This window comes from Draconibacterium halophilum (assembly GCF_010448835.1).
Classification (GTDB): Bacteria; Bacteroidota; Bacteroidia; order Bacteroidales; family Prolixibacteraceae; genus Draconibacterium; species Draconibacterium halophilum.
Map to the genome: position 1 here is coordinate 1,501,962 of NZ_CP048409.1, position 13,367 is coordinate 1,515,328.

At 40.3% G+C, this 13,367-nt stretch carries 10 protein-coding genes; 7 read left to right on the plus strand and 3 right to left on the minus strand.

The annotated features are described in order from the left end of the window. Positions 1–84: 84 nt before the first annotated feature. The 4 genes from G0Q07_RS06035 to G0Q07_RS06050 all read left to right on the plus strand — a co-directional run bounded on the left by G0Q07_RS06035 (position 85) and on the right by G0Q07_RS06050 (position 5,898). Positions 85–1,182 (plus strand): DUF1573 domain-containing protein, encoded by a 1,098-nt coding sequence (locus tag G0Q07_RS06035; protein WP_163345238.1) that lies wholly within the window; start codon positions 85–87, stop codon positions 1,180–1,182. A gap of 93 nt (positions 1,183–1,275) precedes the next feature. After that, a complete protein-coding gene (gene meaB / locus G0Q07_RS06040; RefSeq protein WP_163345239.1) occupies positions 1,276–2,388 on the plus strand; it encodes a methylmalonyl Co-A mutase-associated GTPase MeaB in 1,113 nt (370 codons plus the stop codon). Between the two features lie 214 nt (positions 2,389–2,602). After that, positions 2,603–3,994 carry a dihydrolipoyl dehydrogenase gene (gene lpdA / locus G0Q07_RS06045; RefSeq protein ID WP_163345240.1) on the plus strand — a complete coding sequence of 464 codons (1,392 nt, stop codon included), beginning with the start codon at positions 2,603–2,605 and terminating at the stop codon, positions 3,992–3,994. 248 nt (positions 3,995–4,242) lie between these two features. Further along, positions 4,243–5,898, plus strand: a complete 1,656-nt coding sequence (locus G0Q07_RS06050) for an OmpP1/FadL family transporter (RefSeq protein ID WP_163345241.1) — start codon at positions 4,243–4,245, stop codon at positions 5,896–5,898. Between the two features lie 234 nt (positions 5,899–6,132). Here G0Q07_RS06050 and G0Q07_RS06055 read toward each other — a convergent pair whose 3' ends face one another. The 3 genes from G0Q07_RS06055 to G0Q07_RS06065 all read right to left on the minus strand — a co-directional run bounded on the left by G0Q07_RS06055 (position 6,133) and on the right by G0Q07_RS06065 (position 8,737). Next, a complete protein-coding gene (locus G0Q07_RS06055) occupies positions 6,133–6,669 on the minus strand; it encodes a hypothetical protein (RefSeq protein WP_163345242.1) in 537 nt (178 codons plus the stop codon). A 128-nt stretch (positions 6,670–6,797) separates the two neighbouring features. After that, positions 6,798–7,451, minus strand: coding sequence for a NigD1/NigD2 family lipoprotein (locus G0Q07_RS06060; protein WP_163345243.1), 654 nt, complete (start codon positions 7,449–7,451; stop codon positions 6,798–6,800). A gap of 47 nt (positions 7,452–7,498) precedes the next feature. Further along, positions 7,499–8,737 carry a serpin family protein gene (locus tag G0Q07_RS06065; protein ID WP_163345244.1) on the minus strand — a complete coding sequence of 413 codons (1,239 nt, stop codon included), beginning with the start codon at positions 8,735–8,737 and terminating at the stop codon, positions 7,499–7,501. A gap of 223 nt (positions 8,738–8,960) precedes the next feature. On the opposite strand from G0Q07_RS06065, the gene G0Q07_RS06070 reads away from it, so the two are divergent. The 3 genes from G0Q07_RS06070 to pta all read left to right on the plus strand — a co-directional run bounded on the left by G0Q07_RS06070 (position 8,961) and on the right by pta (position 13,302). Further along, positions 8,961–9,524, plus strand: coding sequence for an RNA polymerase sigma factor (locus G0Q07_RS06070; RefSeq protein WP_246222996.1), 564 nt, complete (start codon positions 8,961–8,963; stop codon positions 9,522–9,524). Then, positions 9,521–10,933 (plus strand): porin family protein, encoded by a 1,413-nt coding sequence (locus tag G0Q07_RS06075; RefSeq protein ID WP_163345245.1) that lies wholly within the window; start codon positions 9,521–9,523, stop codon positions 10,931–10,933. The genes G0Q07_RS06070 and G0Q07_RS06075 overlap by 4 nt, the downstream gene beginning before the upstream one ends. 275 nt (positions 10,934–11,208) lie before the next feature. Further along, on the plus strand, positions 11,209–13,302 hold the full coding sequence (gene pta / locus G0Q07_RS06080; RefSeq protein WP_163345246.1) for a phosphate acetyltransferase: 2,094 nt from the start codon (positions 11,209–11,211) through the stop codon (positions 13,300–13,302). The last annotated feature ends 65 nt before the right edge of the window (positions 13,303–13,367 follow it).

The window sequence follows — 13,367 nt, forward strand, 5'->3', positions numbered from 1 at the left end:
GAATTCAATTAACAGCAAAACTAGTCAAGCATCTATACATTTGTTTCATATAACGCTCGAAAGAACAAATTTAATTAATAAATTATGAAACGCATTTTACAACTATTAGCAGTTTTTTCACTGGTTGTTGCTTTTAATTCAGCAATGGGCCAGGGAACTCCAAAAATTGTTTTTGAAGAACAATCACACGATTTTGGTTCGTTTAAAGAATCAGACGGTGTGCAGAAAACAACATTTAATTTTACAAACAAAGGAGAAGCTCCATTAGTATTATCTAATGTTCGTGCATCTTGTGGTTGCACCACTCCAAAATGGACACGTGAACCTGTTGCCCCCGGAGAAAGCGGAAGCATCGATGTAAGTTATAATCCTAAAAACCGTCCGGGTTCATTTAATAAGTCGGTAACGGTTAGTTCGAATGCTGAAAACCGTACTGTTGTTCTACGAATTAACGGAAAAGTTGAGCCACGCGAAAAGACATTGGCTGAGAAGTATCCAAGAAAAATTGGTGATTTGAGAGTGAAATCAAACTACCTCTCATTTGCGAAAATTAAAAAGGGCGAAACCGTAACAAAAGAATTGGAATTGGTTAACGATACCGATAAACCTGTTGAAGTAGGATTTCGCACAGTACCAAAACACCTTACCGCTAAAGCTGAACCGCAAACTATTCCGGCAAAAGGCAAAGGTAAATTGGTTGTAACTTATGATTCGGATGCTGCTAATACGTTTGGCTTTGCATCACATCGTATTTACTTGTCGTTAGACGGAAGCAACAATTACAAAAATTCAGTAGGAGTAAGTGCTACCATCGAAGAAGATTTCTCGAAACTTTCACCTGAAGAATTGGCAAACGCTCCTGTCGCTAATTTCAACGAAAAATCAGTTGATTTTGGCGAAATGAATCAAGGCGATAAAAAAGAACATACTTTTACGTTGACGAATAATGGTAAAACTGATTTAATTATCAGAAGAGTTCGTTCATCTTGCGGTTGTACTGCTGTGGCTCCTTCGAAAAAGGTAATTGCAGCGGGTGAAACAGCACCGATTAAAGTTACTTTCGATTCGCGCGGAAAACGTGGTCGTCAGAGTAAATCGATCACTGTTATTACCAACGATCCAAAAACACCAACATCAACATTGCGTATTTCAAGCCAGGTTGTTGTTGCCAGTGCAGGATAAGTTTATTTAAAGTCAATATTTCAGAAGGTGTTGCAGGTGAAACTTGCAGCACCTTCTTTTTTGCTGTACTTTTAAACGATAAATTTAATACCGATGTCAGAAAACAATAAACACCATATAGAAAACGATCCGAAGTACAAAGGATTACTCGTGAATGAGGGAGTTGAAAAGCCGGAAGCGGTTAACAACGATTCGATACAGCGATTTTTGAAAAAGAAGAGAAAATTGCTGTCGGTTGATGAATATGTGAACGGGATTTTAGATGGCGATATCACACTTTTAAGTAAAGCTGTTACTTTGGTTGAGAGCTCGAAATCGGAACATCAACAAATAGCTCAGCAAGTTATACAAAAGTGTTTGCCACACAGCGGCAAATCAGTTCGTATTGGAATAACCGGTGTGCCTGGAGTTGGGAAAAGTACCTTCATTGAGGCACTTGGAAAATACCTGACGAATAAAGGAGAAAAGCTTGCCGTGTTGGCAATTGATCCGAGTAGCGAACGTACCAAAGGAAGTATTTTGGGCGATAAAACGCGAATGGAAGAATTAGCCAGCGACAGCAATGCTTACATTCGTCCCAGTCCATCGGCAGGATCGTTGGGTGGAGTTGCACGAAAAACGCGCGAAATCATTATTCTTTGCGAAGCTGCTGGTTATAATCATATTTTTATTGAAACTGTTGGGGTGGGGCAAAGCGAAACAGCAGTTCATTCCATGACCGATTTTTTCCTGTTGCTAATGTTGGCCGGGGCGGGTGACGAACTACAGGGCATAAAGCGTGGAATTATGGAAATGGCCGACCTGATTACCATAAACAAAGCCGACGGCAACAATCTTGAAAAGGCAGAAATGGCAAAAGTGCAATATAAAAACGCCATTCATCTTTTTCCTTCCAAAGATTCGGGTTGGGCAGCCAACGTGCTAACCTGTTCAGCCTATAAAAAAACCGGTATTGATGCCATTTGGGATCAAATTGAAAAATACAGGGAACAGACTATTGACAACGGGTATTTTTTCCGTAAACGAAACGAACAATCTACCTACTGGATGTATGAAACCATTGAAGAAAACCTGAAAAGAAACTTTTATGATCATCCCGAAATTAAGGAGAAATTGAAAGTGCTCGAAAACTACGTGCTCACCGATCAGATGAGTTCGTTTATTGCAGCTACCGAATTACTAAATACCTACGCAAAATTAAAATAAGCCGAGTTATTTTTTTTAAACAGATAAATAACTGTAGCAAGAAAGCAGGCAAAAAAGATAGAATTTCTCTATGTTTTTTGCCTGCTTCTTTTTAGGAAAAAATTCATACTGTTTACACTTTTAATTGCGTCTTAAAAGAAGTAGATTTGTTAGAACCTTTCTTTATGTGAGGTGTTACTTACATAAATCAAATATCAATAAATTTCAAAATACAATGAATTACGATGTAATAGTTATAGGTAGCGGACCAGGCGGATATGTAGCAGCAATTCGTGCGTCGCAGCTCGGATTAAAAGTTGCTGTTGTAGAAAAGGAAAACCTGGGTGGAATCTGTTTAAACTGGGGCTGTATTCCTACAAAGTCGTTGCTGAAAAGTGCACAGGCTTTTGAGTATGCTGTCCATGCTGCCGATTATGGTGTAGCCATTGAAGGAGAAGTGAAACCCGATTTTGGTGCCATGGTAAAAAGAAGCCGCAACGTTGCCAATGGAATGAGCAAGGGAATTCAATTCCTGTTCAAGAAAAATAAAGTTGAATCGATTTTTGGCTGGGGAAAAGTAACCGATAAAAATACGGTTGAAGTAACCGACGATGACGGCAAAAAGAATTCGTACACAGCTAAACACATTATTTTGGCAACAGGTGCACGTTCGCGCGAATTACCAAACTTGCCACAAGACGGCGAAAAAATTATTGGATACCGCAAAGCACTTACGCTTGAAAAACAGCCTGAAAGTATGGTTGTTGTAGGATCGGGTGCTATTGGCAGCGAATTTGCTTATTTCTATCATTCCATAGGAACCAAAGTTACGCTGGTTGAATTTATGCCGACACTGGTCCCTAACGAAGATGCAGAAGTAGCCAAACAACTGGAGCGCAATTTTAAAAAGTCGAAAATGAAAGTGATGACCGGCTCGTCGGTTGAAAGCGTGGATACTTCGGGCGACAAGTGCAAAGTAACCATTAAAACCAAAAAAGGCGAAGAAGTGGTTGAGGCTGACATTGTTCTTTCGGCAGTTGGAATTGCACCAAATACCGAAAATATTGGCTTGGAAGAATTAGGTGTTGAAACGGATAACGGTCGCGTTAAAGTTGATGAATATTATAAAACCAATGTAGACGGTATTTACGCCATTGGCGACATTCTTGCCGGACCGGCATTGGCACACGTAGCATCGGCAGAGGGGATTACCTGTATTGAAAAAATTGCCGGCCTGAATCCGGAACCAATAGATTACGGAAATATTCCCGGTTGTACTTATACCAGCCCTGAAGTCTCATCGGTTGGTTTAACCGAGGCAAAAGCAAAAGAAGAAGGTTACGAAATTAAAGTGGGTAAATTCCCCTATTCGGCCAGTGGAAAAGCAAGTGCAGCCGGACAAAAAGATGGTTTTGTTAAATTAATTTTCGATGCGAAGTATGGTGAGTTGCTTGGTGCACATATGATTGGAGGTAATGTTACAGAAATGATTGCCGAAATGGTTGTGGCCAAAAAACTTGAAATTACCGGACACGAGTTGATCAAAACCATTCACCCGCACCCAACAATGAGCGAAGCTATTATGGAAGCTGCCGCTGCCGCTTACGATGAGGTGATACACATTTAGATTATATAATTTTTCCAATATAAAGAGCCCGAGGTATTTAACTCGGGTTTTTTTGTACGAGCATATTCGAATAAGTGACGAAGGTGTTCGAAAAAGACATAAAAAGCTGAAAATCAATCTCGAAGTTTTTGTATTTAAGAATAAGTTTTAAATTTGCCGCTCAGGCATCAACTACAGTAACCGTATATTTCTCGGAATTACTATTGTTAAATGAAGGGAAAAAAATCTTTAATAAAAACTTGACATAAATGAAAAAATTGACATTGATTGTGGCATTTTCCATGCTACTTCAACTTGCTTTTGCAGGAGGTTTATTAACTAACTACAACCAAAGTGCACAATATATTCGTATGTTGTCGCGCAATGCAGCATTGGAAATTGATGCTGTTTTCTATAATCCGGCAGGTTTGGTAAAAATGGAAGATGGCTGGCATTTTGCTTTCTACAGCCAAACTATTTTACAAACCCGCGACATCGACACACAATTTCCTACCTTAAATTCAGGTCATTACACAGGAGAAACAACAATTCCTGTCTATCCTGATATATATGCAGTTTACAAAAAAAATAACTGGGCCTATTCAATTGGTATTGGTCCGATTGGAGGGGGAGGTACTGCCGAATTTGCGGGAGGAATCCCAACTTTGGAAATTCCTTTTTCCTTAATTCCCGGGCAATTGTCCGGATTGGGTCAAATTGATCCTGCGCTGGCAGTAACATCTTACGATTTGGATATGGCTTTGGAAGCATCTTCAACATTCTGGGGAATCCAGCTTGGAGCTTCTTATGCAGTAAACGACCAGTTTTCGTTTTATGGAGGATTGCGTTTAATGCCTTCTACAAATAAATACGACGGAGCAATTCGTAACATACAGCTAAACGGAGTTGATGCTGCAACGTGGTTAAATGGTGCATCAGGTCAGGTTAATGGATTTGCAGGACAAGCAAGTGCCGGTGCCGACCTAATGTATGGCACCGCAAGTACTATGCAACCGGTTATTGATGCAGGTTATGGAACTGCAACACTTGCCGACCTAGAGAACGGTGGCGTAATTGATGCTACTACACGTGCTCAAATAGAAGGAGGTTTGCAACTTATAGGTGTGCCGCAAGCGCAAATTAATGTCATGAATGCGCTTCAGGTACAAGGAACATATTCTGCTGCTGGAGATGAATTGACATCTACGGCGACATTACTTTCGGGAACTGCACAAACATTAGCCGGAACCGCCACCCAGGTGGGAGACAAGGAAGTTAAAACCAAACAAAAAGGAATGGGTTTTACACCGATTATTGGTTTTAATTATTCGCCCAACAACGACTGGACTTTTGCATTAAAATATGAGTTTGAAACCAAGCTTACCCTTGAAAATGAGACAGAAGTTGACGACATGGGTTTATTCCCTGACGGAGCCGAATCGTCGAATGATATTCCGGCAATTTTAACTACGGGTATTGGCTATCGCGGTCTCGATTGGTTAGAAGCGCAGCTTTCATTCAACATGTATTTCGATAAAGGTGTTGACTATGGTAACAACATTCGTTATTCAACTTTGGGCGAGCAGGTACATCGCGATATTGAAAGTAATTACACAGAGTTGGCGCTTGGTTTGCAGTTTAATGTAGCCGAAAACTTTGCTTTTAGTGTTGGGGGAATGCGCTCGAAAAATGGCGTAACACCTCAGTACCAGAGCGACTTTAGTTATAGCAACTCATCGTATACATTGGCCGGTGGAATTATGTGGAACATTACGGATAAACTGACTTTTGACGCAGGTGTTGCAAATACTATGTACGAAGATGATACGGTAACTTTTACGCATGCAGGAATTGGCAGCTACGACGAAACTTATGCAAAAACAACCATTAGTATGTCGGCAGGTATTTCATACAGCATTTTTTAAACCAATAACAATATAACGCAAAAGCGGGGTGCAATTTTTGTTCCCCGTTTTTTATTGAAATGAATTTAACCGCCGGTTTAGCTTTATTGAACAAAGACCACCAATGCCTTGTCATTTCGAGCGAAGTGAGAAATCTGTGTAATATTTACCGGACACCAATGGTTTTAAATAAAAAAATCCGATCTGTATTGTTTTTGCAATACGGATCGGATCGTTTTCGAAGCCCAAAATCCGCTAGATAGCTTCGGCTTCAATATGGCAATCAAAGTCCATGTTTACAATAAAGTTCATCGGTGCAGTATTAGTAGTGCCCGAAACTGTAAGCTCAACTTCTTTTGTTGCATTCAGAATTGTAGCAGCTTGCATGAGTACAGCATTATCAACATCCGGGTTTTGAACAGTGTTATTCGCCGAGATATTTGTTAAGGTCACTAAAGTTCCGGCACCTGTCACCGAAATATCGATGGAGTTAATCTCTTCTCCCTCCCCCAGGTTACTGAAAGCTATTTCCATACCGTTAATCTCGATCGCTTTTAACTTGTCCAAATAGTTCGAAATTTCGTCTATATCGCTAAGTCTGATGGTTTGCGATTGCGAAAAAGAAAATTCTGCTTCGGCCGATTTGGATAATTGGGCAGTAGGTTCAACAACAGTAACCGGAATAGCCACCGACAATGTGGTGTCGAACTCAATGGTTTTGATCTCGTCAACTTTGTCGCAAGAGAACAAAAGCGCCGGAATGATTAGCAATAATAAAAATGTGTTTTTCATGTGATTTGTGTTAATTTATTATTCCTGCAATATACGGTCTAATGTAATCCGTGTCAAGAAAAAATAAAGGGCTGGTTTTTCAACCAACCCTTCGGAGAACTAACTAAGCAGCAAAATTAGTGGAATACCTAATCTAGCTGAAATATTTTATTGTAAACCTCATCATCAATAAGTTTGGCGGTAAGCACAAATTCAGTTTTTCCTTCGGCTTTTAAATCCGACAGGTCGAAACGGAACTCGCGGGTAAACCACGCTTCGCACAAATCGTTGTTAGCGTTGTGTCTAATCTCAAATGTTGGAACAGTGGAGCTACTTGCCGTCCATGGATGCATGCGCGCCAAATCTATAGTGTGGTCCTGACATCCTCCGCTGTATGAGATTTTAAAATACAGGCAGTCGCCATCCATATAAGCTGCGTGTAGATGAACCGGATCGCGGGCCAGACTATCGTAATTTTCAAAATAAAGATCGACATACGGCGAGCACGACAACTCTTCGGCGTAAGTTACCTCGCAAGGTACGCCCTGATCGCAGCTTACATAAACATTGTCAAGCTCGGTGTAGGTAACCAGCACCCGCTGTCCCTGCGAAAAAGTAAAACTATCGGGATAGTACAGGGGCTGAACTTTATTGCCGTTATCGAGCTCGATGATAAAACCACAATCGCCGGCACCGGCATAATCTACAACGGTACCTTTTGCATCAAACGATATCGGATCATCGTCCTGACAACTTGTAAATACGATAAGAAATACGGATAGCATTGCGACTAATCGTTTCATGGCTTATAATTTTATGTATAACGCACATCGTTTACATTTATTTTTTACTATTCCTCACTTTGCGGATTTTTAACAGTTCCCATAAAAAGAATTGCATCAGTATCTTTCTCAGTAATGGCATATAAAAACGGGCGGTTTACATTAAACTGCATATTGTGTGGACCTACAGATGTTACAATAACTGCTACAACTGTTACCGCTGCAGCTTCGGTGCCTTTTTCATTTACTTCAATAAAGGTTTTATGTTTTACGTAATCAATTTGTAGATTGCCTCCTTTGCTAATTCCTGTAAAATCGGCACCGTTATTAAACGCAATTCCCATTCCCATATCGGTTAGCACATCGTTTAATGTTATTTCGTATTTGTATTTAAGGCGTGGCAGCTTTAGGTCGATATTGACCGTGTCGGTAAAACCTGCCATCCAGCTTTTCCAGCTGTCAAGACCTAGCTCGTCAACAATATCTTCAACTGTATTTTCTTCTTGCGGAAGAAAAACAAACATGTTATAATTGCCAGCGCCATAAGCCAATTTTACAGCTCTGAACAGATTATTCGAATAATAAGGCAACGACTCGGTCTTTTGCATTGTTGGTACTTGTATGCTTGATCCGTTTTGCAAATAAAAAGGCAAATCTTCGGTGTCGTCTTCTTCAAATTCCGATTGCCATATTCCTTTAAAATAAATGGCATTCAGTAAAAACATTACATGATCGCCGCTAATGTTTTCAAGTATCTTATCAATCTTTTCATGGGTTTTATTGGCCACCCAATCATTGATGGTATTTACTGCCTGCGGAGAGCCGAAATTAAGAGCCTCCACTTCAGCATCATAATAATTCCTGTTTATAGAAACAAAATCGTCTTCAACCGGAAATCCTTCACGATAATAAATGGCATTGGCAATTTCCAGCACAACTTTCGGGTCGAGCGATTGCAGTGCAGCCACAAGTGTTTTGTATGATTCATTTATTTCTTCGGGTGTAAGACCATAAACTTTCAGTGTTTCCTCCATGGCAGTTTTAGTTTCGCCGTTGGCGCCATTGTAGGTCATGGCCAGTGCCAGACTTACGCTTAGTGGCGATACCATAATATTATCGGACTCTACTTCTTCAGCATATATTTTCTGAAAGAGTTCAAGTCCAAATTCATTCTCGGCTTCAATCAGTTCGGCCGATTTTTCATCCAGCTCAATAGTTTTTATGGGATTCGGATCGTCGTTGGTGGTGCTACAAGAGCTTACAACGATTAGGAACAGAAGTAAAAGGAGTGATAAAGAAGATTTCATAATAAAGGTTTTTACAAATTTACAACCAATAGATGCAAATAAACAAGTTAAGGTTGCGTAACAAAGGTTAAAGAATTTCCAACCCAACGCAACCTTTTAAAACAACAGCACATCTAACCAGTGGTTTTAGCTTGAGAGAACTAACAGTTAAAGCAGATGCCAAAAAAAAGATGGAAATCAATACTTTTTTATCTGTACTTTTGGATGTTATTTGCGAAAGATTTTGGAAGACCTGAAAAAAATAATAAACGATTGTGCTTCGGGAAAAAATCGTGCACAGGAACAATTATACCAACTATTTGCACCAAAAATGTTTGGGGTTTGTTTGCGCTATGCCAAAGATAATACCGAGGCGGAAGACAACCTGCAAGATGGTTTTATAAAGGTGTTTCAGAATATTGGCCGCTTTAGGCACGAAGGTTCTTTGGAAGGGTGGATAAGGAGGATAATGGTAAATGTTTCGTTGGAAAAATTTAGGAAACAACATGTTATGCATCCGGTTGAAGATGTGAGTATTTACGAACGGCAAAATGTCTCGGATGATATTCTGGCCGGAATTTCAGCCAAGGAACTGATTGCAGTAATACAGGAACTACCACCTCGTTACCGAATGGTTTTTAACCTTTTTGTTATTGAAGGAATGAACCACAAGGAAATTAGTGAAGAGATGAAAATTACCGTAGGAACATCAAAATCGAATCTGGCACGCGCCAGAGACATTTTGAAACGCCGGGTAAAAGAACTTTATGGAGATATTAAGGAAACAAGAAATTATACAGTTGGATGAGCAAGAAACTAAATATAGACGATTCGATCAGGGAAAAGCTTGATGGCTTTTCGGTTGCACCACCGTCGCATGTTTGGGACAATATTAACACCCAATTAATCGAGCAGCGGAAAAAGCGCCGTCTGGCTTATGCGGGTTGGTTATCCGCGGCTGCAGTTGTCGTACTGGCTTTTATTGCCGGATGGTACTTCAATGACAAAACCGTTGTTGAAGAACCAGCAATGGCTCAACAACAAATTACACCCGAAAGCAATGACGAATCGGCCGTTTCGCCAAACGATAATAGCCTGGAATTAGGAGCTGACCAACTTGCGGAGGCCGAAGACGAAATTAATACTAAAACAAAATTAAACAATACAACTACAATTGCTGAAAGCAAATCGTTTGCGGAGGTGACTCTTGCTGCGGAGCAAAACTATTCTGAAACCGATCAACTTGTGGCCGAACGTGCTCAGGAAAACTACAGCTTGTTGCAACGAATAAAGGCGGAATTTACCACTAAAAACACCAATGTGACTTTAGAACACAGGAGCACTAACACTGAAATTGATAAAAGCTTTGTTGCTGATGAAATGCTGATTGCCGCCAACCTTCGTAATTTGTATGAACAAAAGGAGGAGGAACACGGCTGGATTGTTGGAGCGCATGTTTCACCCGGTTATTCTTCGCACTCGGCAAGTCACAACGATACTTACGCCCGAAATATGACCTATGACAGCGATAATGGCGGAAGCAATGTTGGTGGCGGTATTTCTGTACAATACAAAACCAGCAAGCGTTTGCGTGTTGAGAGTGGATTTTATTATGCCAAAGACGGGCAAAAAGCAAATAACTCATTTAATCTGTTTGCTTCTGATAATGATTTGGTTTATAGTGTAGCACCAGAAGTAGGACCGGGCTTTTCAAATCTAGTTCAAACCGGAAGCAGCGGAATTGCTATGAACAGTACAGCCGGTATAATTGAAATGAAAACAGCGCCACGTGGCGCCAGAATATCAGCGAATTTGGAAAACACCGCCGATGCTGCGGCAAACAGGCTATATTCTGATGGTGAGTTCTCGCAGGTATTCGAATTTGTGGAAGTGCCTTTGTATTTACGTTACAGTGTGCTCGATAAAAAAGTAGGAATTGAGCTGCTTGGGGGAATTAACGCCGGTTTTGTAATTGGTAACAATGCTTACCTTGATAATGATTATGGCGTACAAAACATTGGAAGTACGGCCGATATCTCAACGCTAAATTTCTCAGGGACAATTGGTGTAGGTGTAAACTATATGCTTGGTAAACATTTCTCGTTTGCGCTGGAGCCTCGCCTGAATTATTACCTCAACTCGATTAACTCCAACCCTGATGTTGATTATCGTCCTTACCGGATTGGTGTTTACACGGGTGTTTATTACGAGTTTTAATCTTGGTAAATTCTCAATTCTTTTTTACTGATTTACTTCTCAGTTGTTTTGTCAAACATTATTAAAATGTTGACAAAATGATGATTGTCAGGTGCTAATTTCACCAAAATGTGAAATTTTGCTCTGTTAACAGTTAATTAAGATGAATGCTGAATGACAAGAAAATTTCTTTTGTATTTTTGCCCACTATTCAACACAACCTATACGAATCATCTAATAACCCACAGGTGTTCGTTACACAAGAATAAATAAAATACGGAGTTTAAATTTTTCGAATGAAAACTGGAATCTATATTACAAATACCGAAAGTAACACAGGCAGGTCGCTTGTAACGCTGGGTGTTTTAAAAGTATTACTTTCAAAAGTAAGCAAGGTCGGTTATTTCCGCCCTATCATTAACGACACTCCTAAGGGAGTTCACGATAATCATATTGAAACCATGATATCGTATTTTAACCTCGATATGGAATATAAAGATGCTTATGGCTTTACTATGTCGCAGGTGGTTAAATACAAAAACATGGGACAGGAGGCGCGCCTTATCGATCAGATTATTGATTGTTACAAGCAGCTTAAAGAAAAATTTGATGTGGTTGTGGTAGAAGGTTCGGATTTTGACAGTAAAGGAATATCTTTTGAATTCGACCTGAATATTGAGTTTGCAAAAAACCTTTCGATACCTACAATTTTGGTTAGCTCTGCAAAAGATAAAAATATGGGCAGTGCTATTGCAAATCTCGATCTGGCCATAAAATCATTTGCTGAAAGAGATGTAGTTGTACAATCGGTTATAATGAACCGTGTTGAAGCCGGAAATTGCGATTTGATGAGGGAAGAATTGAGCAAGGTCGTTCCTGCCGAAACTTCGATAGAGATCATTCCTGAAATTAAAAAACTCGGAAGCCCTACAATTAAAGAAATAAATGAAGAGCTTGGAGGTACAGTTCTGTTTGGCGAAAACTTGTTATGTAAGCAGGCCGATCGCTACGATATTGGTGCAATGCAGTTGCGCAACTACCTCGACAGGGTAGAGGAGAACAGTCTGATCATTACTCCGGGCGACCGTTCCGATATTATATTAGCAGCACTTCAGGCCAATGCTTCGGCCAATTATCCGAGCATTGCCGGTATTGTTATAACAGGAGGAATTGCACCTGAACCTCAAATTGTACGACTAATTGAAGGGTTGCCCAATATTGTCCCCATTATTTTGGTTGACGATGTAACTTTTATTGCCGCCAAAAAGATTGCCGATGTAAAACCTAAAATGCATCCGGGAATACCACGGAAAATTGATTTAAGTATTTCGACATTTGAAAAGTATGTGGATACTGATTTCCTGATTGATAAATTCAGGAGTTTCAAAACCGATGTTGTTACGCCACATATGTTCCAGTATAACCTGGTTGCAAAAGCCAAATCGAAGAAACAACATATTGTTCTGCCCGAAGGTAACGATCCCCGTATTCTGCAAGCTGCTTCAAGTTTGGTAGATCAGGGAGTAGTTGAAATAACGCTTTTGGGTAAACGCGACGAAATAGTTACCAAAGCTGCTGAAATAGGAGTGAAAATCAATGGTAATATTAAAATCATAAATCCGGTAGAGTCGGAATACTACGAAGACTACTGGAGAACTTACCACGAACTGCGTAAACATAAAAATATTCCTGAAGATATGGCACGCGATGCTATGGCTGATGTTTCGTATTTTGGAACAATGATGGTTTACAAAGGACATGCTGATGGCATGGTTTCGGGAGCTGCACATACTACAGCACACACCATTATTCCGGCACTTCAGTTTGTAAAAACCAAACCAGGTGTTAAAACCGTTTCATCCGTTTTCTTTATGTGTCTTGATGATCATGTTTCGGTAATGGGTGACTGTGCAGTAAACGTTAGTCCAAATGCCGATCAGTTGGCTGAGATAGCTGTTACATCGGCAGATTCGGCAATCGCATTTGGAATCGATCCAAAAATTGCATTATTGTCGTATTCATCGGGTACGTCAGGCACCGGAGTTGAAGTTGATAAAGTAAGAGCTGCCACCGAGAAAGCTGTTGCTGCACGTCCCGATCTGAAAATTGAAGGACCTATACAATACGATGCGGCAGTTGATCCGACTGTTGGGAAAAGTAAAATGCCAAATTCGCAAGTGGCCGGGCAAGCCAATGTGCTGATTTTTCCGGATTTGAACACCGGTAACAATACATATAAAGCCATACAACGCGAAACCGGAGCACTGGCCATTGGCCCAATGCTACAAGGCTTAAACAAACCGGTTAATGACCTTAGCCGCGGTTGTACTATCGACGATATTTTTAATACCGTTGTTATTACAGCTATTCAGGCTCAGGAAGGGTTTTAAAACGTAAAATCATAATTTTACGATAACAGCTATAACATGTTGGTAGAAATACCAGCGGTTTGCCT

Coding starts and splice junctions, on each gene's coding strand:
- G0Q07_RS06035 (WP_163345238.1), top strand. CDS start 85: ATGAAACGCATTTTACAACTATTAGCAGTTTTTTCACTGGTTGTTGCT.
- lpdA (WP_163345240.1), top strand. CDS start 2,603: ATGAATTACGATGTAATAGTTATAGGTAGCGGACCAGGCGGATATGTA.
- pta (WP_163345246.1), top strand. CDS start 11,209: ATGAAAACTGGAATCTATATTACAAATACCGAAAGTAACACAGGCAGG.
- G0Q07_RS06075 (WP_163345245.1), top strand. CDS start 9,521: ATGAGCAAGAAACTAAATATAGACGATTCGATCAGGGAAAAGCTTGAT.
- G0Q07_RS06065 (WP_163345244.1), bottom strand. CDS start 8,737: ATGAAATCTTCTTTATCACTCCTTTTACTTCTGTTCCTAATCGTTGTA.
- G0Q07_RS06055 (WP_163345242.1), bottom strand. CDS start 6,669: ATGAAAAACACATTTTTATTATTGCTAATCATTCCGGCGCTTTTGTTC.
- G0Q07_RS06050 (WP_163345241.1), top strand. CDS start 4,243: ATGAAAAAATTGACATTGATTGTGGCATTTTCCATGCTACTTCAACTT.
- meaB (WP_163345239.1), top strand. CDS start 1,276: ATGTCAGAAAACAATAAACACCATATAGAAAACGATCCGAAGTACAAA.
- G0Q07_RS06060 (WP_163345243.1), bottom strand. CDS start 7,451: ATGAAACGATTAGTCGCAATGCTATCCGTATTTCTTATCGTATTTACA.